Source organism: Bradyrhizobium sp. CCBAU 53421, from assembly GCF_015291625.1.
In the GTDB taxonomy this organism is placed as follows: domain Bacteria; phylum Pseudomonadota; class Alphaproteobacteria; order Rhizobiales; family Xanthobacteraceae; genus Bradyrhizobium.
In genome coordinates this window covers 149,278-175,091 of the sequence record NZ_CP030047.1, presented here as the reverse complement: position 1 = coordinate 175,091, position 25,814 = coordinate 149,278, and the positions used below count along the sequence as shown (strand labels likewise).

Annotated in this window: 23 protein-coding genes; 10 read left to right on the top strand and 13 right to left on the bottom strand. The window is 65.3% G+C overall.

Features of this window, described 5'->3' with window-relative positions; translation table 11 throughout:
* Positions 1–88 precede the first annotated feature (88 nt).
* From XH92_RS00790 to XH92_RS00770, 5 genes are all read left to right on the top strand, one after another.
* A complete protein-coding gene (locus XH92_RS00790) occupies positions 89–1,171 on the top strand; it encodes an HlyD family secretion protein (protein ID WP_246788643.1) in 1,083 nt (360 codons plus the stop codon).
* Positions 1,158–2,786, top strand: coding sequence for an MFS transporter (locus XH92_RS00785; protein ID WP_194457540.1), 1,629 nt, complete (start codon positions 1,158–1,160; stop codon positions 2,784–2,786). The genes XH92_RS00790 and XH92_RS00785 overlap by 14 nt, the downstream gene beginning before the upstream one ends.
* Before the next feature lie 133 nt (positions 2,787–2,919).
* Positions 2,920–3,981 (top strand): type III polyketide synthase, encoded by a 1,062-nt coding sequence (locus XH92_RS00780; RefSeq protein ID WP_194457539.1) that lies wholly within the window; start codon positions 2,920–2,922, stop codon positions 3,979–3,981.
* On the top strand, positions 3,978–4,490 hold the full coding sequence (locus XH92_RS00775; RefSeq protein WP_194457538.1) for an isoprenylcysteine carboxyl methyltransferase family protein: 513 nt from the start codon (positions 3,978–3,980) through the stop codon (positions 4,488–4,490). The genes XH92_RS00780 and XH92_RS00775 overlap by 4 nt, the downstream gene beginning before the upstream one ends.
* A gap of 62 nt (positions 4,491–4,552) precedes the next feature.
* The gene (locus XH92_RS00770; protein ID WP_246788642.1) at positions 4,553–6,055 is read left to right on the top strand and encodes a DHA2 family efflux MFS transporter permease subunit; all 1,503 of its coding nucleotides are present in this window, start codon (positions 4,553–4,555) and stop codon (positions 6,053–6,055) included.
* On the opposite strand, the gene XH92_RS00765 is transcribed toward XH92_RS00770, so the two are convergent.
* From XH92_RS00765 to XH92_RS00755, 3 genes are all read right to left on the bottom strand, one after another.
* Positions 6,052–6,804: a sulfate transporter family protein gene (locus XH92_RS00765; protein ID WP_194457536.1), complete on the bottom strand. Its 753-nt coding sequence runs from the start codon at positions 6,802–6,804 to the stop codon at positions 6,052–6,054. The two genes, XH92_RS00770 and XH92_RS00765, sit on opposite strands and share 4 nt — an antisense overlap.
* 94 nt (positions 6,805–6,898) lie before the next feature.
* On the bottom strand, positions 6,899–8,311 hold the full coding sequence (locus tag XH92_RS00760) for an MFS transporter (RefSeq protein ID WP_194457535.1): 1,413 nt from the start codon (positions 8,309–8,311) through the stop codon (positions 6,899–6,901).
* A 155-nt stretch (positions 8,312–8,466) separates the two neighbouring features.
* Entirely contained in the window at positions 8,467–9,390 is a 924-nt protein-coding gene (locus XH92_RS00755) for a LysR family transcriptional regulator (protein WP_194457534.1), read from the bottom strand.
* Positions 9,391–9,561: 171 nt separating this feature from the next.
* On the opposite strand from XH92_RS00755, the gene XH92_RS00750 reads away from it, so the two are divergent.
* Together XH92_RS00750 and XH92_RS00745 are read left to right on the top strand one after the other, a co-directional pair.
* Positions 9,562–10,731, top strand: coding sequence for a CaiB/BaiF CoA-transferase family protein (locus tag XH92_RS00750; RefSeq protein WP_194457533.1), 1,170 nt, complete (start codon positions 9,562–9,564; stop codon positions 10,729–10,731).
* Between the two features lie 7 nt (positions 10,732–10,738).
* Positions 10,739–11,686, top strand: a complete 948-nt coding sequence (locus tag XH92_RS00745) for a hydroxymethylglutaryl-CoA lyase (RefSeq protein WP_194457532.1) — start codon at positions 10,739–10,741, stop codon at positions 11,684–11,686.
* A gap of 206 nt (positions 11,687–11,892) precedes the next feature.
* On the opposite strand, the gene XH92_RS00740 is transcribed toward XH92_RS00745, so the two are convergent.
* Positions 11,893–13,491: a glycosyltransferase family 39 protein gene (locus XH92_RS00740; protein WP_194461046.1), complete on the bottom strand. Its 1,599-nt coding sequence runs from the start codon at positions 13,489–13,491 to the stop codon at positions 11,893–11,895.
* Positions 13,492–13,670: 179 nt separating this feature from the next.
* Positions 13,671–14,552: a YiiX/YebB-like N1pC/P60 family cysteine hydrolase gene (locus XH92_RS00735; RefSeq protein ID WP_246788161.1), complete on the bottom strand. Its 882-nt coding sequence runs from the start codon at positions 14,550–14,552 to the stop codon at positions 13,671–13,673.
* Between the two features lie 198 nt (positions 14,553–14,750).
* Between XH92_RS00735 and XH92_RS00730 the strand changes: the two genes are divergently transcribed.
* Entirely contained in the window at positions 14,751–16,160 is a 1,410-nt protein-coding gene (locus XH92_RS00730) for an NAD(P)/FAD-dependent oxidoreductase (RefSeq protein ID WP_194457531.1), read from the top strand.
* A gap of 272 nt (positions 16,161–16,432) precedes the next feature.
* Here the strand turns inward: XH92_RS00730 and XH92_RS00725 are convergent, their stop codons facing one another.
* The 5 genes from XH92_RS00725 to pheS form a co-directional block, all read right to left on the bottom strand.
* Complete coding sequence (locus XH92_RS00725; RefSeq protein WP_194457530.1) at positions 16,433–17,377, bottom strand: MBL fold metallo-hydrolase; 945 nt, start codon at positions 17,375–17,377, stop codon at positions 16,433–16,435.
* Positions 17,378–17,406: 29 nt separating this feature from the next.
* Positions 17,407–18,183 carry a sulfite exporter TauE/SafE family protein gene (locus tag XH92_RS00720; protein ID WP_194457529.1) on the bottom strand — a complete coding sequence of 259 codons (777 nt, stop codon included), beginning with the start codon at positions 18,181–18,183 and terminating at the stop codon, positions 17,407–17,409.
* Between the two features lie 187 nt (positions 18,184–18,370).
* Positions 18,371–20,779 carry a phenylalanine--tRNA ligase subunit beta gene (gene pheT / locus XH92_RS00715; RefSeq protein ID WP_194457528.1) on the bottom strand — a complete coding sequence of 803 codons (2,409 nt, stop codon included), beginning with the start codon at positions 20,777–20,779 and terminating at the stop codon, positions 18,371–18,373.
* The gene (locus tag XH92_RS00710; RefSeq protein ID WP_194457527.1) at positions 20,776–21,246 is read right to left on the bottom strand and encodes an endonuclease domain-containing protein; all 471 of its coding nucleotides are present in this window, start codon (positions 21,244–21,246) and stop codon (positions 20,776–20,778) included. The genes pheT and XH92_RS00710 overlap by 4 nt, the downstream gene beginning before the upstream one ends.
* Before the next feature lie 86 nt (positions 21,247–21,332).
* The gene (pheS, locus tag XH92_RS00705; protein ID WP_194457526.1) at positions 21,333–22,415 is read right to left on the bottom strand and encodes a phenylalanine--tRNA ligase subunit alpha; all 1,083 of its coding nucleotides are present in this window, start codon (positions 22,413–22,415) and stop codon (positions 21,333–21,335) included.
* A 196-nt stretch (positions 22,416–22,611) separates the two neighbouring features.
* Here pheS and XH92_RS00700 point away from each other — a divergent pair, with 196 nt between their 5' ends.
* Entirely contained in the window at positions 22,612–23,022 is a 411-nt protein-coding gene (locus XH92_RS00700; RefSeq protein ID WP_194457525.1) for a hypothetical protein, read from the top strand.
* Positions 23,023–23,113: 91 nt separating this feature from the next.
* Here the strand turns inward: XH92_RS00700 and rplT are convergent, their stop codons facing one another.
* The 3 genes from rplT to infC all read right to left on the bottom strand — a co-directional run bounded on the left by rplT (position 23,114) and on the right by infC (position 24,676).
* Complete coding sequence (gene rplT / locus XH92_RS00695; RefSeq protein WP_018269297.1) at positions 23,114–23,473, bottom strand: 50S ribosomal protein L20; 360 nt, start codon at positions 23,471–23,473, stop codon at positions 23,114–23,116.
* A 75-nt stretch (positions 23,474–23,548) separates the two neighbouring features.
* Positions 23,549–23,749 (bottom strand): 50S ribosomal protein L35, encoded by a 201-nt coding sequence (rpmI, locus tag XH92_RS00690; RefSeq protein WP_008539890.1) that lies wholly within the window; start codon positions 23,747–23,749, stop codon positions 23,549–23,551.
* Between the two features lie 387 nt (positions 23,750–24,136).
* Entirely contained in the window at positions 24,137–24,676 is a 540-nt protein-coding gene (gene infC / locus XH92_RS00685; RefSeq protein WP_194461044.1) for a translation initiation factor IF-3, read from the bottom strand.
* 228 nt (positions 24,677–24,904) lie between these two features.
* On the opposite strand from infC, the gene XH92_RS00680 reads away from it, so the two are divergent.
* A complete protein-coding gene (locus tag XH92_RS00680) occupies positions 24,905–25,717 on the top strand; it encodes a carboxylesterase (RefSeq protein WP_194457524.1) in 813 nt (270 codons plus the stop codon).
* The last annotated feature ends 97 nt before the right edge of the window (positions 25,718–25,814 follow it).

Genomic DNA, 25,814 nt, shown 5'->3' with positions numbered 1-25,814 from the left:
CGTGACTGAGGAGTGTAGTGTGACTGAGCAGGTTCAAGACGGTGCCTCACGGGTCACCCAGCCGGCTCTTGCTCCGGCGACGGCGCCAGTGACACCGAAATCTGCGACCAAGGGCTTCTGGGGCCGCTTCGCCATTCCGCTGTTTGCGGTGCTCGTCGCGCTCGCCTTCGTCGTTGTGGCGACCTCGCGCTGGAACGCGTGGGTCGGCAGCGCCAAAATCCAGACCACAGATGATGCCTATGTCCGGGCCGAGCTCACCCAGCTTTCCAGCCGCGTCTCGGGCGAGGTGCTGACCGTCGCCGTCTCCGATTTCCAGCGCGTCAAGGCCGGTGATCTGCTGGTGCAGATCGATCCTGCCGACTATCAGGCGCAGGTTGCGCAGGCCGAGGCGGGTGTGGTCGGCGCGCAGGCCGCGCTCGACAACCTCAACAACCAGGTCGAGCTGCAATATGCGACCATCGCGCAGGCCGAGGCCTCGCGGCTGTCTGCGGAGGCGCAGCAGACCCTGGCACGTCAGGAGCAAGAGCGTCAGCAGTCGCTGTCGCAAACCGACGCCGGCACGCGGCAGCGGCTCGAGCAGGCCACCGCATCCTACGCCAAGTCGGAGGCCGACGTGCAGGCCAGCCGTGCGGTGATCGCCGCGCAGCGCCATCAGCTCGAGGTCCTGCAAGGCACCAAGAAGCAGCGTGCCGCCGATCTCGACGCCGCCAAGGCACTGCTGGCATCGGCCAAGCTCAAACTCGGCTACACCAGGATCGCCGCGCCGTTCGACGGCATCACCGGCGAGCGCCAGGTGCAGCCGGGCGATTACGTCAACATCGGCACCAATCTGGTCAATGTCGTGCCGCTGCCGAATGTCTATGTGATCGCCAACTACAAGGAGACCCAGCTGACCAACGTCAGGCCGGGCCAGCCGGTCGAGGTCACCGTGGACACATTCTCCGGTCAGACGCTGCGCGGCGTCGTCGAGCGCATCGCGCCGGCGAGCGGATCGCAATTCGCGCTGCTGCCGCCCGACAACGCCACCGGCAATTTCACCAAGGTGGTGCAGCGCATCCCGGTGCGCATCCAGTTCGACAAGGGCCAGCCGCTGCTCGAGCGCCTGCTGCCGGGCATGTCGGTGGTGACGCGGATCAACACCGGCGAGGCGGTCGCCAATGGCGGAAAATGACGACCGTAACAGCGGCCCGGTCTCGCGCGGAGATGTCGCGCGCTATCCGCTGTTCGCCGTCGTCGCCGTGCTGCTCGGCGCGTTCCTGGCGAATTTCGACAGCCGCCTGACCACGGTTGGTCTGCCCGACCTGCGCGGCGCGTTCTCGCTTACCTTCGACGAGGGCGCCTGGCTTTCGACGGCGGCGATCGGTTCCCAGATCTTCATCGCACCCGCGGTGGCCTGGCTCGCCACCGTGTTCGGCCTGCGCCGCGTGCTCGGGATTCCGAGCCTGGTTTACGCCGTGGTCTCGCTGACCATTCCATTCGTGCACGACTACACCACGCTGATCGTGCTCAGCATCGCGCACGGCATGCTGCTCGGCACCTTCGTGCCGGCGACCTTGATGATCATCCTGCGCAACCTGCCGATCCGCTGGTGGGTGCCGGCGATCGCAATGTATTCGATCCGGGTCGGCTTCGCGCTGGATTCATCGAGCTCGCTGGTCGGCTTCTATGTCGAGCATCTCGGCTGGCAGTGGCTGTACTGGCAGGGCGTCGTGGTCGCGCCGCTGATGGGCTTGATGGTGTATCTCGGCACGCCGAACGAGCCGGTCAATCGCGATCTGCTGCACCATGCCGATTGGGGCGGTATGCTGCTGCTCGGCGCCGGGGTGTCGATGGTCTATGCCGGGCTCGATCAGGGCAACCGGCTGGACTGGCTGTCCTCGGGCACCGTGATGGCGCTCCTGATCGGCGGCGGGCTGTTGATCGTTGCCTTCATGATCAACGAGATGGTCGCGCGCCGGCCCTGGGCACATTTCAACGTGTTGTTCTCGCGCAATATCGGGCTCTCGCTGATCGTCATCCTGCTCTACACGCTGACCAGCCTGTCGAACTCGTCGCTGGTGCCGAATTTCCTCGGCAGCGTCGGCGCGCTGCGGCCGGAACAGTCGGGCGCGCTGCTGTTCACCTACGGCGCACTGCCGATGTTCGTGCTGGTGCCGATCTCGATCCTGCTGCTCCGCCACCTCGATCCGCGCATCGTCGTGGTGCTCGGGTTCTCGGCATTCGCCGCCGCCAATCTCTGGGGCACGCAGCTGAGCCACGTCTGGGCGCGCGAGGACTTCGTCGGCATCGTCCTGCTCACGTCGGTCGGGCAGGCGCTTACGCTTTTGCCGATCATCATCATGGCGCTGTCCAATTCCGATCCGTCGCGGGCGACGGCATTCGCGGCCTATATCCAGATCATGCGGCTCGGCGGCGCCGAGATCGGCATCGCCCTGATGGGGACCTGGCTGCGGGTCCGCGAGCAGATCCATTCGAACTATCTCGGACAGCACGTCCAGAGCGGCGATGTCGACGTCGTGAACCTGCTGAAGCGATTGGCGGGCGAATTTTCCGGCCATGGCGTCGGAGCGGCGACGGGGCGCGCGGTCGGTACGCTCGCGGCCCTCGTGCAGCGCGAGGCCAACACGCTCGCCTACATCGACGGCTTCTGGCTGTGCTTCTGGCTGGCGATCCTGGCGCTGTTCCTGGTCGCGCTGATCACGCGGGCGCCGCAGGGTCCACTGTCGCCGGCGCCGCTTGGCTTCGTGAGGAACATGCTGCGCAAGCAAGACGCCGCCGCTTCCTGATTTGCGAGCGGCCCGGCGCGGCTAGCGCCGCTGGAGTCAATTTATAGTGAATGCGACGCTCCAGCTATCTCGCGGGCGTCTGAAATATTTTGCACGTCGCGTGGTTCCACAACCGGGGGAACTTGGAGCCACGATGATCGAGACCAAGCAGACGGCCGCGCTTGTTTCCATGGCGACGGCGGTTCCACCGCATCTGTTCCATCAGGGACAAGTCCTGCAAGCCGCGCGCAACCTTCTCGCCGACCGTTATCCCGAATTCGAGACACTCTCCAGCCTGTTCGTCAACACCGGCATCCAGCATCGCTACGGTGTGAAGCCGATCGAATGGTATCTCGAACGGCGCGGCTGGCCGGAGCGGACGCAGGCGTTCCTGGAAGGCGCGGAGGCGCTGTTCGTCGATGCCGCCCGCAAGGCGATCACCCGTGCCGACTTGACCGGCAGCGACATCGATATCGTGGTCACGGTGTGCTCGACGGGTATCGCGACGCCGACGCTGGAGGCGCGCGTCGCCGGCAAGCTCGGCCTGCGGACCGATGTGTCGCGCGTGCCGGTGTTCGGCCTCGGCTGCGCGGGTGGCGTGTCGGGCCTGTCGATCGCGGCGCGGCTGGCGCAGGCGCGGCCGGGCGCGAACGTGCTGCTGGTCGCGCTCGAGCTCTGCACGCTCGCGGTCCGCCATGACGAGCTCACCAAGGCGAACATCGTTGCCGCCAGCCTGTTCGGCGATGGCGCCGCGGCGATCGTGCTGCGCGCCGGCGACGGCGGCGCGACGCGGGTCGAGGCGACCGGCGAAAAGCTGTGGCCGGATACGCTCGGCATCATGGGCTGGACGGTCGATCCGGAAGGCTTCGGCGTCGTCTTTCAACGCACCATTCCGGATTTCGTCCGCGACCATGTCGGGCCGGCCGTCAGCGAAATCCTGGCGCGGATGGAGCTGACGGCCGAAGACATCGACCGCTTCCTCTGCCATCCGGGCGGCGCCAAGGTGATCGCCGCGCTGGAGCGGGCGCTCGCGCTCGACCAGGGCACGCTCGATCACGAGCGCGACGTCATCGCGGCTTGCGGCAACATGTCGGCCCCGACGGTTCTCTTCGTGCTCGAACGCGCCCGCGCCAGGGGTTTGCCGCCGCGCTCGCTGCTCACGGCGCTCGGGCCCGGCTTCACGCTCAGCTGCGTTGCGCTCAGGCACGCGGCATGAGCCTTGCTCCGGTCATCCTTGCGCTGGTCACCTTGCAGCGGCTCGGCGAGCTCGCGCTGGCACGCCACAACACGGCGCGGCTGCTGGCGCGCGGTGCGATCGAGGTCGGTGCTGGTCACTACCCGCTCATTGTGCTGGTTCACGCAGCCTGGCTGACCGCGCTGTGGATCTGGGGCGGCAACCAGGATGTCAACCTGGCCATGCTTGCGGCTTTTCTGTTGCTGCAAGGCTTGCGGCTATGGATCCTCGCAGCGCTCGGGTCGCGCTGGACCACGCGGATCATCGTCTTGCCGGGCGCGCCGCTGGTCGCATCCGGGCCGTACCGATATTTTCCGCATCCAAACTATGCCGTCGTCGTCGGTGAAATCGCGTTGCTTCCGCTTGCATTGCATCTGCCGGTATTGGCGCTGATCTTCACCGCGCTCAATCTCGCGGTGCTTGCGATCCGAGTTCGCGCCGAGAGCCGTGCCCTCGTGGTTGCGGACTGGCCGCGCGTCAGCACGCCATGAGCGACCCCGCGGATCATCCAACCGACAGCCCATCGGCGGCGACCTGGGCAGGCTTCCTCCTGATGTGCCTCGGCATGTTCATGGCGATCCTCGACATCCAGGTGGTGGCGACGTCGCTGCCGACGATTCAGCGTGCGCTCGCGATCTCGCCTTCCGCGATGAGCTGGATCCAGACCGCCTATCTGATCGCGGAGGTGATCGCGATCCCGCTGACCGGATTGTTCACCCATGCGCTGTCGCTCAGATGGCTGTTCGCGATCGCCGTGAGCCTGTTCACGGTCGCCTCGCTCGGCTGCGCCTTCAGCGGTGGCTTTGCCGTGCTGCTGGTGTTTCGCGTGCTGCAGGGATTTTCCGGCGGCGTGCTGATCCCCGCGGTGTTCTCGGCCGTGTTCATGCTGTTCCCAGCACGGCTTCATGCCGTAGCTACCACGATCGGTGGTGTCGTCGCGGTGCTCGCGCCGACGGTTGGACCTGTGGTCGGCGGCTGGATCACGCAGACCTGGTCATGGCCGTGGCTGTTCCTGATCAACCTGGTTCCGGGAACGATTGCAGCCACGGTCACGCCGTTGCTGCTTCCGAAGCAGGGCGTGAACCTCCGCGCGTTCGCCAGACTGGACGCATGGTCGCTGGTCCTGCTCGCAGCCGTGCTTGCAAGCCTCATGATCGGCCTGAAGGAAGCACCGCAGCGCGGTTGGGCCTCGATGCTTTGCCTCAGCCTGCTGACCGGAGGCATGGCCGGGATGGCGCTGCTGGTCCGGCGCACGCTCGGCGCGGCCGATCCGATCGCGCGATTGACGCTCTTCAAGCGGCGTTCGTTCGCGATCGGTTGCGCCCTGAGCTTTTGCCTCGGCATCGGCCTCTATGGATCGACCTATCTGATGCCGGTCTTCCTCGGCTTCGTCCGCCGCCATGATGCGTTCGAGATCGGCACCATCATGCTGGTCACGGGGGTTGCGCAGCTCGTCGCCGCGCCGCTGGCGGCGATCCTCGAAAGCCGCCTCGGCGCGCTTGCGCTGACGAGCGCGGGCTTCGCCTTGTTCGCGCTCGGCCTCGGCTTGAGCGCTTTTCAGCCCCGCACGGCGGATTTCGGCGAGATGTTCTGGCCGCAGATCGTGCGCGGCGTCGCGATCATGTTCTGCCTGCTGCCGCCGACGCGCATTGCGTTGGGCACCCTGCCGGAGGCAGAGGTTGCCGACGCCAGCGGACTGTTCAACCTGACGCGCAATCTGGGTGGCGCGATCGGGATCGCCTTGATCGATACGATCCTCTACGGGCGAAGCCCAATTTATGGTGAGGATTTTCGTGCACGCCTGCTGGCAGGCGATCTCAACGCGGCACAGGCGATCGGCCTCGATCCGATGTTGCTGATCAACCGTCCGCCGGGACCGCCGGACGAGGCGGCGGTAGCGTTTGTCCGGCCGCTGGTCGAGCGGGCATCGCTCGCGCTCAGCGTCAACGAGGCATGGGCGATGCTCGCCTGCGTGGCTATTGTCGGGTTTCTGCTGGTGCCATTGGCGCGCGATCGGACGCCTGCATCGGTGCAGGTGCCTCGGGATGCGGCCTAGATCGAAGGCACGTTGCTTCGCCGCACCGGTTCGATCAGCTCGCGCCGCGGGCCGGACAGCCGCTTGTACATGTGCACCATGAACGCCATCCCGAACAGCGGCGTCGCAAGGTTGACGATCGGGATCGAGACGAAGGCCGCGATGAACAGGCCCGCGGTGAACACGGTCGCCGCATTCTCCTTGCGCATCGCCTTGGCGTCATCAGGCGAGCGGAAGCGCATCGCCGCGAGCTCGAAGTATTCGCGGCCGAGCAGCCAGGCGGTGGCGATGAAGAAGATGATGAAGCCCGCGCCCGCAAACAGCACGAACGGCAGCGCGACCAGGTAGACCAGGACGGTGAGCAGTGCCGTCTTGACGCCCTCGATGGTCGCGAGCGTGACCGGCAGCGCCGTGCCGGGATGGTCGGCCGGATAGTGCTCGCGCTCGACATGGTCGGCGACGTCGTCGACGAACAGGCTCGCCACCAGCGAGGTGATCGCGGGCATCAGGAAGATGCCGCCGAGCACGACGCCAAGGCCCGCCGAAATCGAGATGATCCAGGACAGTACGTGCAGCGTGGAATGGAAGCTGGGGCCGAGCATGCCTTCGGCCCAGACCTCGCCGGCGTCGGCAAACCAGCTCAGCAGCCGCTGCAATCCGATCGCCAGCACGGTGATCAGCACCAGCGCAAGCCCGATCGAGCGCCACAGGATCGTGCGCATCGGCGGCGACAGGATTTGCGAAAGCGCCTTGACGGCGGCGTCGAACATGACCGGGTTACCTCTGCAAATTGACGAGCGAGAGGTAGCCACCCAATATGGCTTCGGCAAGTGCCGCGTGTGTCGCGGTTAGAGCGTTAATGCGCTAGGCGTCGAGCGGCTTGCCGCGGACGTTGGGTCCCCAGACACCGATCGTAACAATCACGATGACCATTGCCGCGGTGATCAGGCCGAATACGCCGCCGACGCCGGCCTCCTTCAACATGAACGCCACGATGAAGCCGGAGAAGGTCGCGCTGAGCCGGCTCATCGAATAGACGAGGCCCGCCGCGCGTGCCCGGATCGCGGTCGGGAACACCTCGGTCTGGTAGGCGTGGTAGGCGTAGGACAGCGTCATGTTGGCGCCGGTCACCAGCACGCCGCTGGCGATCAACAGCGCCGGCTCGGTGAGCTGCGCGAAGGCGAGGCCGAATACCGAGATCGCGGCGGCCGCGCCGCAGATGATCCATTTGCGCTCGAAGCGGTCGGCGAAGGTTGCTGCCAGCAGCGGCGCGAGCGGATAGGCGAAGGCGATGATGAAGGAATATTGCAGGCTCTTGGTGACGTTGATGCCCTTCTCGACCAGCAGTGCCGGCACCCAGTTGGAGAAGCCGTAGACGCCGAACGCCTGGCACAGGTTGAAGATCATGAACAGCGCGACGAGCGAGGCGTAGGGCGGCCGGAACAAATCGGCGTAACCGGTCTCGACCGGCGCACGTGCCGGCGCCATCGCGGCCATAGTCGCAGCGCGCGGCGCGGCCGCCGGCGATGCAGCCTCGAGCGTCCGCATGATCTTTTCGGCCTCGGCAACGCGGCCATGGCGGGCCAGCCAGAGCGGGCTCTCCGGCACGTACAGCCGCAGCACCCAGATGATCATGCTGGCGGCGGCGCCGATCAGCACAACCCAGCGCCAGCCATCGATGCCGTAAGGCGAGAGCGGCACCAGCCACCACGACAGCGCGGCGACAACAGGCACCGCCGACAGCATCACCGCCTGGTTGATCGCAAAGGCGCGGCCGCGCATCCAGCTCGGCACCAGCTCGGTGATGTAGGCGTCGATGGTGATGACCTCGATGCCGATCCCGATTCCGGCGATGAAGCGCCACAGCAAGAGGCCGCCTGGCGTGGTCTGGCACGCCATGATCACCGATGCCGCGCTGTAGAACAGCAGCGAATAAGTGAACACGGCCTTTCGCCCGTAGCGATCGGCGAGGAAGCCGAGGCAGAAGGTACCGATGAACAGGCCGGCGAAGGTCGCCGCGACGAAGGCGCCGATGCCGGAGAAGCCGAAGAACGCTTGCGTCGTCGTGGTCATCAGCCCGCTGCGGGCAAGGCCCGGCGCGATATAGCCGGTGAAGAACAGATCGTAGATTTCGAAGCAGCCGCCGAGCGAGAGCAGGATCACCAGCCGCCAGACATAGCCCGAGGTGGGCAGCGCCTCGAGCCGCCGCGAGATCTCGTCAGGTCCGCTTGTCGTGTTGGCAAGATCGGCAACCGAGCCGAGTTCGACGGCGCTCATGATGGTCCTCCCCGAATGCTCCAGCGGCCGCCTTTCTTGCGTAGGCGTGCCGGCCAGGCATGTTTGGCAGCCGGGTGCCAGAAATCCAGACGAACATATCGAAGGAAACGTTCGATATTTTCGATAGCGCTGCGCCTGACGCGCTCGAATGCGCCTCAGATCAGCAGCGTTGCCTCCCACGCGCCGCGCCCGACCTGTTCGGCGATCAGGGAGCGGATCAGCCGGCACATCTCCTCCATGACATAGGTCATCGGCCGGTTGCGCAAGCGGCAGAGATAGAGGGTGCGGCTCAGCCTGGGTTCGATCACCTCGCGTGCGACCAGCAATCGCGCTTTCAATGGCTCGCTGACGAAGTGCGTCGTCGCGATCGTGCAGCCGAGGCCCGCGGTCAGCGCGCCGATCATACCGCTGGTCGAATTGAGGTGCAGGATCGCATTGGCCTCCAGCCGCTTCAGCGGCACGGGGTCGTCCAGCAGGGCGCGGGCCGACAGCCCGTGCCGCAGCAGGATCAGCGGCAGCTGCGCCACCTGCTCGAACGTGATCGGTCCCTTCTTGCCGATCAGCTTCTCGGTGCCGACGCAGAACATCTGCTCCTCCAGCACTGGCTCCGCGATCAAATCCTTTTCCGATGGCGGGTTGTAGACCAGCGCGAGATCGACCTCGGAGCTCATCAGATGCAGCAGCGTCGCGCCGGAGAGGCTCTCGGTCAGCGACAGCTTCAGGTTCGGATATTTGGTCAGCACGGTCCGCATCAGCGGCACGCCGATCGACTTCATGCCGGAATTGGCCATGCCGATCGAGATCTCGCCGGCAATGGCGCTGCCGCCTTCCTTGATCTCGCGCTCGGCCGCGGCCATCGCGCGCAAGATGATGCGGGCATGCTCATACAGCCGCTCGCCCGCCGCGGTCGGTTCCATGCCGCGCGGCTTGCGCTCGAACAGCGGCGTGGCGAATTCCGCCTCCAGATTGGCGATGTGGTGGCTGAGCGCGGATTGCGCGACATTGGCCTGATCCGCCGCCCGCGACAGGTTGCGCTGCTCGTAGACCGCGATGAAATAGCGAAGCTGGCGCGAATCCATGAAGGTTCTGCGTTCTAGAACGACGAATGCACTATTCGACAGATTATATTTTTCAGATAGCGTGCGGAAGCCTAACCTGCGCCGATCACAAAGCGTTTTCGAGCGAAGTGAGTACCGGTTCGCGTGAAGAAAACGCGTCTGAACAAGAGCGCAACGAGCACGGAGAAACCGATGACCGGGAGCGGATTGCCGCTGGAAGGCGTGAGGGTCGTCGAGATGACCCACATGGTGATGGGGCCGACCTGCGGCATGATCCTGGCGCAACTCGGCGCCGAGGTGATCAAGGTCGAACCTCCGGCCGGCGACAAGACCCGCTCGCTCGGCGGCATGGGCGTCTCGTTCTTCCCGCTGTTCAATCGCGGCAAGCGCAGCGTCGTGCTCGATCTTGCGAGGTCCGAGGACCGCGACACCATGCACCGGCTGCTCGCCGGCGCCGATGTGTTCCTGGAGAATTTCCGCGATGGCCAGCTCGACAAGCAGGGACTCGGGCCTGAGGACCTGCGCGCGAAATATCCGCATCTGATCATCGCCGGCCACAAGGGCTTTCTCTCCGGGCCCTACGATCATCGCCCGGCGCTCGACGAGGTCGTGCAGATGATGTCGGGACTCGCGGCGATGACCGGCACGCGCGACAAGCCGCAGCGCGTCGGCTCTTCCGCCAACGACATCATGGGCGGCATGTTCGGCGTGATCTCGATCCTCGCCGCGCTCTATCAGAAGCGTGGCGGCAAGGCTGATGGCGCCGACATCCGCATCGGCCTGTTCGAGAACTGCCTGTTCCTGGTCGCCCAGCACATGGTCGAGTACGAGATGACCGGGCGCAAGCCGCGCTCGATGCCGGAGCGCGAGCACGCCTGGCCGATCTACGACATCTTCGATGCCGCCGGCGGCGACCGCATCTTCATCGGGGTCGTTACCGAAGGCCATTGGCAGAGCTTCTGCCGCGAGTTTGGGTTGACGGAATTCGCCGACGATCCGACGCTGCGCTCGACCACGGACCGCATCATGGCGCGCGACCGGATCATCCCGCGCGTTGCCGAGGTGATCAAGGGCTGGAACGTCGCCGACCTTTCGGCGCGGCTCGACGCGCTCAACATCTGCTTCTCGCCGATCAATCGGCCGGAGGATCTGCTCGGGGATCCGCATGTGCTGCGGCCCGGCGGGCTCGTCAACAATCTCAACGCCGACGGCAAGCCGTTCCGCGTTCCCGCATTGCCGGTCGAATGGAACGGCCGCCATATCGGCGAAGGCTTGAAGGTGCCGGTGCTTGGCGCCGATACCGATGCGGTCCGCGCCGAGCTCGCACAACAGAAGATTTCATCAACCGGAAACGCTGCGTGAGGCTGACATGACCCGCGTCCACGATATCTATCCCAACGACAGAGTGAGCCTGCGCGAGGTCGGTCTGCGCGACGGCCTGCAGCTCGTGAAGACATTCCCGTCGACCGCCGCGAAGCAGCGCTGGGTGCGCGACGAATATGCCGCCGGCGTCAGGCATTTCGAGGTCGGCTCGTTCCTGCCGGCCAAGACTTTCCCGCAATTCGTCGACGTACGCGATGTGGTCGCCATCATTGCGGCGCTGCCCGGCGCGCATGGCGTCGCGCTGGCGCTGAACGAGCGTGGCGTCAACGAGGCGCTGGCGTCCGGCGTTGCCGAGATCGCCTCGGTGGTGTCGGCGACCGAGGAGCACAGCCAGGCCAATGCCAACCGCTCGCGCGAGTCGGCGATCGAGAACATCAAGCGGCTTTGTGAATTGCGCGACGCAAGCGCGCACAAGCCGCTGGTCAATGCCGCGATCTCGATGGGGCTAGGCTGCTCGATCGTGGGTGCGGTCGATCCGAAGGAGGTGCTGCGCCTCACTGAGAAGCTGTACGAGGTCGGCGTCGACATGGTCGCGATCGCCGATACCGTCGGCTATGCCGGGCCGAAGCAGGTCGGCGAGCTGACGCGAGGCGCGGTGAAGATCGCAGGCGCCAGGCCGGTCTGCGTCCACCTGCACGACACCCGCGGCATGGGCATCGCCAATGCCTCCGCTGCGCTCGACGAAGGCGCCCGCGTGCTTGATGGCTCGCTCGGCGGCCTCGGCGGCTGCCCGTTCGCGCCGGGCGCCACCGGCAATGTCGTGTTCGAGGACCTCGTCTTCCTCTGTGAGAGCAAGGGTTTTCCGACCGGCATCGATCTCGATCGGCTGGTCGAGGTGCGGTCGATCCTGAAAGCCGAGATGCCGAACGAGCAGCTCTATGGCGGCCTCGCCCGCGCCGGCCTGCCGCGCGGCACCAAGGCGAAGGCGGCGTAGCTCTTCTCCCTCGCCCCGCTCTTGCGGGGAGAGGGTTGGGGTGAGGGGTATTCTCCGCGAGTGAAGCGCGTGGACGGAGCTGTACCCCCTCACCCGGATCGCATCTAACGATGCGATCCGACCTCTCCCCGCAAGCGGGGCGAGGTAAGCATCTTCAGTCGTGCCGATGCCCACGCGTGCGTCTGACGCTGGCGAGGACGTTCCGATCAGTCGCGCGTGCGGCGGATCGAACTGAAGTCCTCGACGTCGGGCTGCATAGGGGGTGTTTCGCGATAGGGCGGTACGATCAGCATCACGATCCGCCGTGTCCGACCGGGCCTGCCGAGCAATGTCGCCTGGGCATCAAACTCGGAGCGAAAGACGTCGGTCGCGCGCAACGTCGTGCGCGCCATCCAGCTCAGGCAGTCCGGCTGGTCGGCGAAGCACATTGCGGCCCAGCCGCGATCGAGCGTGGTCTTGCGCGGCAAGCCCCAAGTGTATTGATAGGCGAACGGCCGGGCATAGCGCGGATGATCCGGGCTGTAGAAGGCGGCAGCGAAGGCGAGCGCATCGTCGCCGCTGACGGCGGCGAGCGGCGTCCCGGCGGCGTCGCGCCATCGCATCGTGAGCTCCGCCGCGGCTGCATGATAGAAGTCGCGGCCTTCTTCGTAGCCGTAAGCATTGCGATAGAGGGCATGGATCGGCGCGCCGACAACGACCGCGAGAATGGCGATACTCGCCACCATGACCGCCAGGTTGACCGCGTAGAAGCGCTCGATCGGGTAGCTCGTTGTGCACACGATCAGGACCACAAACAGGAAGAGACCCTGTACCGCCCAGAGCGACGGCAGGTCGGTGCCGACCGCGAGCGAGACGATCACCGGAAACAGGATGGTCCCGATTGCGACCAGCAGCAACAGGCGAAGCCCCGGGTTCATCGCGCGGAGATCGGCCGGCAGCCGCGCCAGCCGCGGGCCGGCAATGAACACCCAGGTCACCGCCGCAATCGAGAGCGCCGCGATCAGCCCCAGGATGAAGTAGGTGACTTCCCATAACGCGGCGACATGATCGGCGCCGGCATGCGCAAGCGCATAGTCGAACGTCGTCGCGCCCGTGGTGGCCAGCCAGTGCAGATGCGGGCCGAGCACGAGCAGGCCGGCCAGCGTCGAGATCCAGGGCGAGGCCGACAGCAGATAGCGGCGGCGATCCGGATGCAGCACGGAAGCGAAGACGAAGCTTGCGACCAGGAAGATCGAATAATACTTCCCGAGCATCGCGAGTGCAGCCGCCGCGCCTGCCGCGATCGCCCAGCCGAGCTGCCTCGGCGCCTCGAACGCACGCAGGAAGCAGTAAGTTGCCAGCGGCCAGGCTGCCAGCAGCACCGTGTTCGCGTTGAACCGCTGAGCATGGAATTGATAGACCGGCAGCAGCATCAACAGCAGCAGCACGATCGCCCGCTTCTCGCCGCGGACAAAGCGGCGCGAGACCAGGTCGACCGCCCACAGCGCCACCGCTGCGTTGACCATCGCCATCAGCTGCAGCGACCAATCAGCCAGAGGGAAGACCGCCGTCCATCCCCGTGCGATCCAGCCCATCAAGGGTGGATGCTTGGGGTAGCCCCATGCGAGGTGCCGGCCGAGCGTCCAGGTCTCGAGCACGTCGGGATGCAGGCCGGCGCCGAGATAGGCGATGACGAGATACGCGGTCCAGATCGCGACAAACAGGACGAGCAGGATCGGGATCGACCATCCGGTCTCGATTCCCTCCAGCCATTTGATCAACGGACGGCGCCAGCGCGCCGGGTCCTTCTCCGACGCCGCGGCCATCGCCGAGAAATTGATGATCGAAAGCACCGTAAAACTACCGGATGAAAGCAAGCTTGAAGCGCGCGCACCCTATTGATGTGGCACCGAGAACTCAACGTCGAAGCCGGACGATGAGACGGATTCCAGATCATGGTTGACGCGGCCAACGCCCGACATTCCGAGCCTGATGCCTGCGCCCGTTACACCGACGCGCTCTCGGCCTCGGTCACTTCCGCAGCCGGAAGCGGCGCCTCTTCGTCAGTCGCTTCAGGAACAAGCGGCGGCGATTTGCGCTCTGGAAACACACTGAATTCGCCGGCTACCTCCTGGAGCGGCTTCTGCTTGTCGGCCCAGTGCAGGGCCGTGTAGTCGAAACCGTGCACGATGGTGGGTTTGACGACCTCGAAATAGGGCGAGATGTCGAAGTCGCGCGGCATGTAGAGCGAGGAATCGCGGATGTGCAGGATCTCGCGGCGCGCCTTGCGGCTGGCAGCGCGCGTGATCTTGGGCAGGATCGGATAGCGCACGGCGTCGAAGGCCTGTGCGATCAGCGCCGAGCAGATGATCTTGGTCGGATCGCCGGAGCCGAACGCGATCATCCGGCGGCGCCAGCGCTGCGGGATCGGCAGCGGAAACAGATAGCGCGCGAGATCGACGATGTTCTTGGTGTCGTAGCCGAAGCCGATGCGGTTGATGGCGTAGCGGCACACCGTGGTGCGGTCCTCGAAGGACAGCCCGACCGGCCGGCAGAGGCGGGTGTGATAGGATAGGTATTTCGACAGCGGCGCGGAGGTGACGCCTTCGCCGATATTGGCTTCGATCAGCACATGCTGTTCGCCGTCAGGCTCGAACGCGCCGTCGATCGGTCCGACGAACAGCGCGGCGTGCGACCAGGTCGACTGCGTGAGGTATTTGATGATGCCGGAAATCCGGTTGTTGCCCTCGACCAGCAGCACATCGCCGGGCTGCAGGATGCTCCGCAGATGGTCCGGGTCGCTCGGCGTGAACGGTTCGTAACCGGGGACTTCCTTCGACAGGTACCCCGCAATCCATTTACCGACGGTATCGAGCATTACGCCCATGGATTCCCCCCAGCGGTTCTACGACCGCTTCTGTTCACTTAATCATGGTCGCAAGCCGTTGCAATTTAGTTCATGCCATCGCCGGATCAATCATGATTGATTTACCATGATGGTTGCTGCGATCGGTGAGATGCGGCACAGTTCGCGAAGCGTTCCCATTCTCTGCAAGTCGGCGGAAACCATGCCAGAAGCTATGTCATGACAGTGACCCGCCGCGATTTCCTGTCGGCGTCCGGAGCTCTCGCGCTGGCGCCCGTGCTCGGCGGGCGGGTTCTCGCCGCGCCACCGCCGCGCGAGGCCGACATCGTCGTGATCGGCGCGGGAGCCGCGGGCATTGCCGCGGCGCGACGGATCGTCGCCGCGAACCGCAAGGTGATCGTGGTAGAGGCATCCGGCCAGGTCGGCGGTCGCTGCCAGACCGATGCATCGACCTTCGACGTGCCGTTCGACCGCGGTGCGCGCTGGATGCACAATCCCGAAACCAATCCGATGATCCGGCTGGCGCGCTCCGCGGGCCTCGACATCGTCACGGCGCCTGCCGGCCAGAAAATTCGCATCGGCCGGCGCTACGCCCGTCCCGGCGAGACCGAGGAGTTTCTGGCGGCACTGGTGCGCGCCAATCGTGCCATCGACGACGCCGCGCGCAAGGCCGATATCGCCTGCGCCGCCGCCATGCCGAAGGATCTCGGCGATTGGGCCGGCACCGCGGAATTCCTGCTCGGCGCCAATTTCAGCGGCAAGGACCTGAAGGACCTCTCGGCCGTCGACAAGGTGCGCGCGCAGGATCGCAACACCGCAATCGCCTGCCGGCAGGGGCTCGGCGCGCTGATCGCAAAGCTCGGCGAGGGGCTGCCGCTCGTGCTGTCGACGCCGGCGCAGCGCATCCTGTGGAGCAATCGCGACGTGACGGTCGAGACGGCATCCGGCAAGATTGTCGCGCGCGCCGCCATCGTCACCGTGTCGAGCAACGTGCTCGCGAGCGGCAATATCAAGTTTGCGCCCGAGCTTCCGAAGCGCGCGCTCGACGCCGCCGCCAAGCTGAGCCTCGGCAGCTACGATCGCATCGCGTTGCAGGTTCCCAGCAATCCGCTCGGGCTGTCGCGCGACGACGTCATCATCGAGCAGAGCAATTCGACCAAGACGGCCTTGTTTTACGGCAACATCGCCGGCTCCTCGCTGTGCACGATCGATGTGGCCGGCTCGTTTGGCCGCGACCTGTCGGCGCAGGGCGAGAAGGCGATGACTGCGTTCGCGGTGGAATGGCTGAGCAAACTCTATGGCAGCGAGGTCGGCGCCGCCGTGAAGAAGACCAGCGCGACGCGCTGGAATGCGCAGCCTTTCGTCCTCGGTGCGATGTCGGCCGCAGCGCCCGGCGCGCAATTCTCGCGCAGGATCCTGTCCGAGCCGATCGGCGCGATGTATCTCGCGGGCGAGGCCACCCACGAGACGCTGTGGGGAACGGTCGATGGCGCCTGGGATAGCGGCGAGCGCGCCGCGGACGCCGCGCTGCGCAGGATCGGCGGCGTGAAGGAAGCGACGCCGGAGCCGGCAGCCCCCGCCGCAAAACACAAACGCCGCGCGCCGCGCTCCGCCGGGCCGATGAATTGACGGCTGGGGTAGACTGGGCAGCGCGGGTAGATGTTCGGGTAGTAGACCGCCGCACAACCGATGTCGTCCCTGCGAAATCAGGGGACCCATAACCACTGAAACCAATTGCGGAAGCGAGCTGTGGCCCCAGCGTTGCGCTGCAATGATCGCTTGTGGTTATGGGTCCCGGGTCGCGCTTCGCTTGCCCGGGACGGCAGCGTGTTTGTTGCACGATCTTTGAGTCACACATCCGCCTTCGCACGCCCCGGAAGGGTGGAGGGAGTGCGCCCGCCTCACACCGGCAGCTTCAATTCCATCAGATCCTTGGCCACCACGATGCGGCCCTTGAAATTCGTCTTCACGTCCCGTGTCCAGTCGTCGTCGGTGACGGTGGGATCATCGCCGGGGACGAAGTGGCTCAGCACCAGCGTCTTGACGCCGGCGGCGGCTGCGATGCGGCCGACGTCTTCGGTCGAGGTGTGGCTGTCGAGCAGGTGCTTCTTCAAGGTCGCGCCGTTCTTGGTCTTTGCCACCAGGCGATCGACCGCGGGAATGTAGAGGCATTCGTGCACCAGCACGTCGGCACCCTTGGCGAACTCGGCCAGCTTCGGATTGTAGGCGGTGTCGCTGGAGAACACGATCACACCGTCCGGGGTCTCGAACTTGTAGGCGAAGTTGTCGACGATGGGCGGATGCGGCGTGCGGAACGCGGTGACGGTGACGTCAGGCGTCTTCAGCACGACGCCGCCGTCGGTGATGTCCTTGGCGACCAGCAGCTTGCGCGGATCGGGCCGGCCTTCATCCTCGATCCGGGTCTCGACGTCGAACTTGTTGAGCTCCCAATATTCTTTTGTCATCGCCTCGATGCCCTTGGGGCCGAACGAATGGATCGGCGTCGAGAGGCCCGCCGCCCAAGCGTTGTAGAACAGATTGCCGTATTCGAGGTTGTGATCGGAATGGTGGTGGCTGATGAAGATGTACTTCACGGACGGGATCGGCACGCCGGCGCTGACCAGCTGGCGGCTGACGCCCATGCCGCAATCGATCACGAACGGCGTGTCGTTGACGACGACGAGATTGGCCGGGTTGGCGGCGCCGATGCCGACCCGCGGGCCGCCCTTGGTGCCGAGGAACACGATGCGCGTGCGCGGCTTTGTGTCCTGTGCGCGGACCGCCGGTGCCGCGAGCATGGCAGCGCTGCCGAGCGCCAGTTTCAATGCGTTGCGGCGATCGATCATCGGTTCTCTCCCGTATTGTTTTCCGGACCCTACCCGCCGCGCAAAATGCCATCAAGCGCCGGCAGGCCGACGATGACGGCAGCCGCGATTAGCGCGTAGCAGATCGCGCGGAACACCTGCTCGCTGGCCTTGCCGAACAGCGACGCGCCGAACCAGACGCCGATGCCGTAGACCGGGCCGACGATCAGCGAGAACTTGATCGATTCGATCGTGACCAATCCGGTGAACCAGTAGCTGACGAGCGAGAAGAAATCCGAGGCGCCGAAGAACAGCACGATATTGGCGCGCGAGATCACCGAGGAGATCGGGCGTCCTAGCCAGTAGGCGACGATCGGCGGGCCGCCGGTCTGCGCGAGGCCGCTGCAGAAGCCGGAGAGGCCGCCGACGCCGATCGAGAGCGCGGGGTGATCCTTGCCGTGATAGCGCCAGCCCGACAGCAGCAGCGCGAGCAGCGCCGCGACGAAGCAGGAGATGATCCAGCGCGTCGTCACGGGCTCGAGCACGGTCAGGAAATAGGTACCGATGGGAACGCCGACCAGCGCGCCGGCGACCATGACCGCGGTTGCCTTGCGGTCGGCATGGGTCCAGGCGTTCGGCAGCAGCGGCGTGGCCGCGACGAAATCGATGATCAGCAGCAGCGCCGCCACCAGCCGCGGCGCCGCGACGCTGCTCGCCAGCGGCATGAAGATCAGCGCCGAGCCGAAGCCCGAGAAGCCGCGCGCCGTGCCCGACACGAACGCGATCGCGCAGATCGCAAGCGCGATGCTGGCCGAGATATCGGAGGGGATCAGGCTGAAGGAGGTCATGGGAGGACGCTTGGAGGCGATCTGTGATCTTACCTCGCCCCGCTTGCGGGGAGAGGTCGAAATTCAAGCGGAGCTTGAATTTCGGGTGAGGGGGAGCCTCCACTTGCTCCGCCCTTCACCACGTTTTGCGGAGCGAGCCCCCACCCCAACCCTCTCCCCGTAAGAACGGGGAGAGGGTTGGGGAAGCTCACGCCCGCAGCGTGCCGCCGGTCTTCTTGGTCACCTCGGCGACGACCTTGGCGGCGACGGCGTCGATCTCCTGGTCGGTCATCGTCTTTTCACGCGGCTGGATCGTCACCGCGATCGCGATCGACTTCTTATCGGGATCGATGCCCTTGCCTTCGTAGACGTCAAACACGGTCACGTCGGTGATCAGCTTCTTGTCGACATTCTGCGCCGCGCGAACGATGTCGCCGGCCTTGACGCCGCGGTCGACGATGAAGGCGAAGTCGCGCGACACCGGCTGGAACGCGGAGAGCTCCAGCACCGGCTTGGCGCGCGTCGCCCTCTGCTTGCCTTGCGGGATGCGCTCGAGGATCACTTCGAACACGATCATCGGACCGTCGGCGCCGAGCGCCTCGGCCGCACGCGGATGCAGCTCGCCGAAATAGCCGAGCACGTTCTGCGGGCCGATCTGGATGGTGCCCGAACGTCCCGGATGCAGCCACGCCGGACCGCCCGGCACGATCTGCAACGCCTGCATCGGTGCGCCGGCGGCCGCCAGCACGGCGAAGGCGTCGGCCTTGGCATCCATCGCATCCGCCGTGGTCGAGCCGGTCCAGTGCCGCCCTATGCCCTTCGACGAGGCGCAGCCATGGCGCACGCCGGACGCGGCCACGAGCTGGTCCTCGGGTCTGTCGCCGCGGAACAGCTGGCCGACCTCGAACAGCGCCACATCTGGATAGCCGCGGTTGATATTGGCCTGAGCCGCCGCGACGAGGCCGGGCAGCAGGCTCGGCCGCATGTCGGAGAGATCGGCCGCGATCGGATTGGCAAGCACGAGCTCGCTCTGGCCGCCGCCGAACAGTTTTGCCGCCTCGTTGGTGATGAACGACCAGGTCACGGCCTCCACCATGCCGCGGACGCCGAGCGCACGCTTGGCGCGGCGGGTGCGCTGCTGCATCGCCGTCAGCACCGGCTTGCGGGGCTCCTCGCCGCGATCGAACGGCGTCATCGGCACCTTGTCGACGCCGACGATGCGCACGATCTCCTCGACGATGTCGGCCTTGCCCTGCACGTCGGTGCGCCAGGACGGGATCGCGATCTTCACGACGGGTCCGTTGCCGGCCAGCATGAAGCCGAGCCGGGTCAGGATCAGCTTCACCTCGACCAGCGGCACTTCGATGCCGGCGAGACGCTTGACCTCGCTGAGCGGGAAGTCGATGACGCGATCCTCGCCGAACTGCTTGCCGACCACGACGTTCTCGGACGGCGTGCCGCCGCACAGCTCCAGCACCAGCTTGGTCGCGAGCTCGAGCCCGGGCACCATGAAGGCCGGATCGACGCCGCGCTCGAAGCGGTAGCGCGCATCGGAATTGATGCCGAGCTTGCGGCCGGTCTGCGCGATGTTGATCTCGTTCCACAGCGCCGACTCGATCAGCACGTCGGTGGTATTGTCGTCGCAGCCCGAGGCCTCGCCGCCCATGATACCGGCCAGCGATTCGACGCCATGCTCATCCGCGATCACGCAGACATTGCTGTCGAGCGTGTAGGTGCGGCCGTCGAGCGCAAGCAAGGTCTCGCCGTTCCTGGCGCGGCGTACGCTGAGGTTGCCCTGCACCTTCTTCGCGTCGAACACGTGCAGCGGGCGGGCGCGGTCGTAGGTCATGAAGTTGGTGATGTCGACGAGCGCGTTGATCGGGCGCAGGCCGATCGAGGTCAGCCGCTTCTGCAGCCATTCCGGCGACGGGCCGTTCTTCACCCCGCGCACCAGCCGCAGCGCGAAGCCCGGACACAGGGTGGCGTCTTCCACCTTGACCTGAACCGGGCAGGGGAATTCGCCCTTGATCGGCCTGATGCCGGGATCTCTGAATTTGCCCATGTCGGCCGCGGCCAGATCGCGCGCGATACCGTGCACGCCGGTGCAGTCCTGCCGGTTCGGCGTCAAATTGATCTCGATGGTGGGATCGCCGAGCCCGGCCCAGTCGGCATAGCCCTTGCCGAGCGGTGCGTCCGCCGGCAACTCCATGATGCCGTCGTGATCTTCCGAGATCTGCAATTCGGCCGCCGAGCACAGCATGCCGCGGCTCTCGACGCCGCGGATCGTGCCGACGCCGAGCGTGATGTCCTTGCCGGGGATGTAGGTGCCGGGCGGCGAGAACACGCTGATCAGCCCCGCACGCGCATTCGGCGCGCCGCACACCACCTGCACCGGCGCGCCGCCGTCGCCGGTGTCGACCATGCAGACGCGCAGCCGGTCCGCGTTCGGATGCTGCTCGGCCGAGATCACGCGCGCAATGGTGAACGGCGCGAGCGCTTTCGCCTTGTCCTCGATGTTCTCGACCTCGAGCCCGATCATGGTGAGCTTGTCGGCGAGCTTGTCGAGCGGCTCGTCGGTCTCGAGATGTTCCTTCAGCCAGGAGAGGGTGAACTTCACGGCTGCATGCCTCGGTTCTTGTTGGTGTTGACTAATTGATCTTGATCGGTGTTTCCGTTCCCTCCCCCCTTGTGGGGGAGGGTCAGGGAGGGGGGTGAGCCGCTTGCTCCGATGCGAGTCGCCTCGCGGATCGCTTCTACGACTCCTTCCAGATTCGACATCACCTGCTCATTGGTGAAGCGCAGAACCCGGAAGCCCTCAGAGGTGAAGAACGCGTCGCGACGTTCGTCCGCCTTCTGGCGATCCTCGAAATCATGCGACTCACCGTCGAGTTCGATGATGAGATTTGCGGAGAAGCAGACGAAATCGGCAATGTAGTTCTTGATCGGCGTTTGACGACGAAATCCGATGCCGTCCATTCGATTGGCTTTCAAATGGCGCCACAGCAGCGTTTCGGCGCGCGTCATCGTCTGGCGAAGCTGCTTCGCTCTGTTGCGCTGACGTTCGCTGACGACTGCGTGCGGCATCCTGGGCTACCCCCCTCCCTGACCCTCCCCCACAAGGGGGGAGGGAACGGAGAGAGTCCCGATGCGAGTATGGTTGAGAACGAGATTCACGAACTCAAGCCTCCCGCGATCGTCGGGATGTCGAGCGGCTTGAAGCCGTAGTGGTCGAGCCAGCGGATGTCGTTCTCGAACAGCTGGCGCAGGTCGGCGATGCCGTATTTCAGCATCGTGATGCGGTCGAGGCCCATGCCCCAGGCAAAGCCCTGGTAGACGTCGGGATCGATGCCGCAGGCGCGCAGCACGTTCGGGTGCACCATGCCGCAGCCGAGGATCTCCATCCAGTCCTCGCCTTCGCCGAAGCGGATCTCGCCCTTGTCGCGGCGGCACTGGATGTCGACCTCGAGCGACGGCTCGGTGAACGGGAAGAACGACGGCCGGAACCGCATGTTGATGTGGTCGACCTCGAAGAACGCCTTGCAGAACTCGTGCAGGATCCATTTCAGGTGCCCGAGATGCGAGCCCTTGTCGATCACGAGGCCTTCGACCTGGTGGAATTGCGGCGTATGCGTCGCATCGGAATCGATGCGGTAGGTGCGGCCCGGGCAGATGATGCGGATCGGCGGCTTCTGGGTCAGCATCGTACGCACCTGCACCGGCGAGGTGTGGGTGCGCAACAGCATGCGCGAGCCGTCCTGCTTCGGATTGAAGAAGAAGGTGTCGTGCATCTCGCGGGCGGGATGGCCCTCGGGGAAGTTCAGCTTGGTGAAGTTGTAATCGTCGGTCTCGATGTCGGGACCTTCGGCGATCGCAAATCCCATGTCGGCGAAGATGGTGTTGACCTCATCGAACACCTGGCTCAGCGGGTGAATGCGGCCGGTCTCGGCCGGCGCCTCGCGCAGCGGCAGCGTGACGTCGATGGTCTCGGCGGCGAGCCGGGCATCGAGCGCGGCCGCTTTCAGCACGTCGCGCCTGGCCGCGAGCGCCTGGGTGACGGCGTCCTTGGCGAGGTTGATCCTGGCGCCTTCGGTCTTGCGCTCCTCCGGCGACATCTTGCCGAGGGTAGCAAGCAGTGCCGAGATCGAGCCCTTCTTGCCAAGCGCCGAGACGCGCACCGCCTCGAGGGCGGCCTCGTCAGCGGCCGAGGCGATCTGGTCGAGGATGGATGTTTCGAGCGTTGCGAGGTCGGACACGGTCAATTCCTGCGCTGAGCATGATCCGGCGGGAAGAGGTGGCTTCCGAACCATGCGCCAAAATTCGGCTGGGTTGTCGCCGCCCGAAGGCCGTAACGTCAAGCAAAAAGCCGGTCATTTCGGGCCCAACGGCCGGCAGCATTGAACCCCGCGTGGCGCTCGGGCTACCCAAGGGGAGTTCAAGGAGACCCACGCGATGTTGCTGCGATCTTGCCTGGCCGTGCCGGCGGTGCTGTTGATGCTTGCCACGGCGCATGCCGCGACCGAGGAATGTCCCGCCAAATCGACCCAGATGGACGACATCATCGCTGAGCTCGAGAAGGCGCCGAGCTGCAACCGCGCGATGAAGATTTTCGAGGCGTGCGAATACGGCGCCAGCGGAGACGTCCAGTTCGGCGAGGTGGTCGAGAAGAAATGCGAGGCGGACTTCCTGTCCGGCCTCAAGGGCGCGCCGAAGAAGGCCTACGCCGGCGAGTTGAAGCGCTGCGACCACAAATACGACAACGAAAGCGGCACCATGTACCGCTCGTTCACAGCGTTCTGCCGCGCGATCGTCGCCCAGCGCTATTCGCAAAAGGCGCTGAAAGCGGGCCCCAAGGCCCGCTAGGCCCTTTTATTTGAGCATGATCTCCGCGCAAACGCGTTCCGCGTTTGTCGCGAGGGAAAACCGGTATCCACTTTTCCGGATCATGCTCGGATCAGGCTGCGAGGGCCGCCTTGGCCTTCTCGGCGATCGCCTGGAACGCAACCGGCTCGTGGATCGCGAGATCCGACAGCACCTTGCGGTCGACCACGACGCCCGACTTCGACAGGCCGTTGATGAACACGCTGTAGGTCATGCCGAACGGACGGACCGCGGCGTTGATGCGCTGGATCCAGAGCGCGCGGAAGGTGCGCTTCTTGCGCTTGCGGTCGCGGAAGGCGTACTGGCCGGCCTTTTCGACGGCCTGCTTGGCGACGCGGATCGTGTTCTTGCGGCGGCCGTAATAGCCCTTGGCGGCCTTGTAGACTTTCTTGTGCTTGGCGTGGGCGGTCACACCGCGTTTGACGCGAGACATGACGGAAATCCTTGATCTGGAAGATGAGACGGGGGCTCGCGCAGACGCGGGCCGGGTTCAAGCGGATGAGCGCGATCAGGCGTTCGGCAAGAAGTACTTCTTGACGTTGTCGCCGTCGGTCTTGAACAGCACGCGGGTGCCGCGGAGCTGACGGATCTGCTTCTTCGTCCGCTTGATCATGCCATGGCGCTTGCCGCGCTGGGCGTGCATGACCTTGCCAGTGGCGGTCACCTTGAAGCGCTTTTTAGCGCCCGACTTGGTCTTCAACTTGGGCATTTAGCTCTCCTGTCGCACAGCACGAAGATCGCCCCGAGGGGCGTCCGGCCGGCTAAAATGCTCGTTAGAGCGTTGAAAGTGCTAAGGTTTTTTCCGAATTGAAAGAACCTGCACTGGACGTCGCCACGGCAGCCCTTGATCAGCCGGGCGGCGAAGGCCCGGCTTATGACAGAGGATCGGCGGTTTTGCAACGTTTGAAGCCGGAAATCGCGGCCGGAACCGCGTAGCCCGGATGGAGCGAAGCGAGATCCGGGGCAGGTCGACCCGCGGGCGCACCTTCCCGGATTTCGCTGCTTTCCATCCGGGCTACGAGAGCCCTCCAGACATGAAACGGCCCGCCAGAGGTCCTGGCGGGCTGTTCCATTTCAACAAAGCGACTAATTCGAATTAGCGCGGCGCCAGCACCATCACGACCTGGCGGCCCTCGAACTTCGCGTCCTGCTCGACCTTGGCGAACTCGGCAACGTCGGCCTTCACCTTGTCCAAGAGCTTGGTGCCGATCTCCTGGTGCGCCATCTCACGACCGCGGTAGCGCAAGGTGATCTTGACCTTGTCGCCTTCCTCGAAGAAGCGCTGCATCGCGCGCATCTTCACGTCATAGTCGTGATCGTCGATCATCGGGCGGAGCTTGATCTCCTTGATCTCGACGACCTTCTGCTTCTTGCGGGCTTCGGCGGCCTTCTTCTGCGCGGAATACTTGTATTTGCCGTAGTCCATGATTTTGCAGACCGGAGGACTGGTGTTCGGCGAAATCTCGACGAGGTCCATCCCGGCTTCCATGGCCATCTTGATGGCCACCATGGTCTCGACGGTGCCCTTGTTGACACCATCGGCATCGATCAGCTGGATCTGTGCGTTGCGAATCTCGTCATTGGTGCGCGGCCCGTCTTTGGCGACTGTGGGCGGGGCTCTATTGGGACGGCGAATGGGTAACTCTCCAAAGTTGTGAAAGGGAAGGCGGATATTTTGAAGCAAGACGCTGCTACGGGCAAGCGAACTCGCTTCCTTAAGCGGCAAAACCGTCAATTGCGAGGCATTTTAGCCACGCCCGGCACATATGGCCGGCACATCAGCTCCGCAAGGCGGCCCGGCTGCCGTTGACCGCTGCCATCAGACGATTGAAAAGCAGATACCTAACACGCGAGTGACCGAACCATGAGCCAAACCGCTGCATCCGAACAGGAACCCGCCTTCATCGAGGTTGGCGAGGGCAGCGGGGCACGCCGGATCGCGGTACGCGCCCGTGCCGGGAGCAATCCCGGCAGCGCAAGTGGCGCTCCGGGCCTGATCTGGCTCGGCGGTTTCAAGTCCGACATGACCGGCACCAAGGCGCTCGCGCTCGATGCATGGGCCGCCGAGCACGGCCGCAGCTGCGTCCGGTTCGACTATTCCGGCCACGGCGAATCCAGCGGCGAGTTCGCCGACGGCACGATCGGCCGCTGGCTCGAGGAGAGCGTCGCTGTCTTCTCGCAGTTCTGCAGCGGGCCGCAGGTCGTGATCGGGTCCTCGATGGGCGGTTGGATGGCGCTGCTGCTGGCGCGCGAGATCGCCAGACGTGGGAACGCGAAGGCGCGGCTCGCCGGCCTCGTGCTGATCGCACCGGCGCCCGACTTCACCGAGGAACTGATGTGGAAGGGTTTCTCGCCGGAGATCCGCGCCGAGATCGAGACCAAGGGCGTCTGGCTCAGGCCATCCGAATATGGCGACGGCTCGCCCTATCCGATCACCCGCAACCTGATCGAGGAAGGCCGCAACCACCTCCTGCTCGGCAGCAAGATCGACGTCGGTTGCCCGGTGCGCATCCTGCAGGGCGCGCAGGATCCCGACGTGCCGTGGAAGCACGCCTTCGCGCTGGTGCATCGGCTGCCGGCCGAGGATGTGGTGCTGACCATGATCCAGGACGGCGATCACCGGCTGTCGCGGCCGCAAGACATCGCGCGCATCATCGCGGCAGTGGCGGAGATCTAGCCACGCCGCCGCCCTTCGAGGCGCGCAAGGGCGCGCACCTCAGGGTGACGGCTACGGAAATAGGCGTCATCCTGAGGTGCGAGCGAAAGCGAGCCTC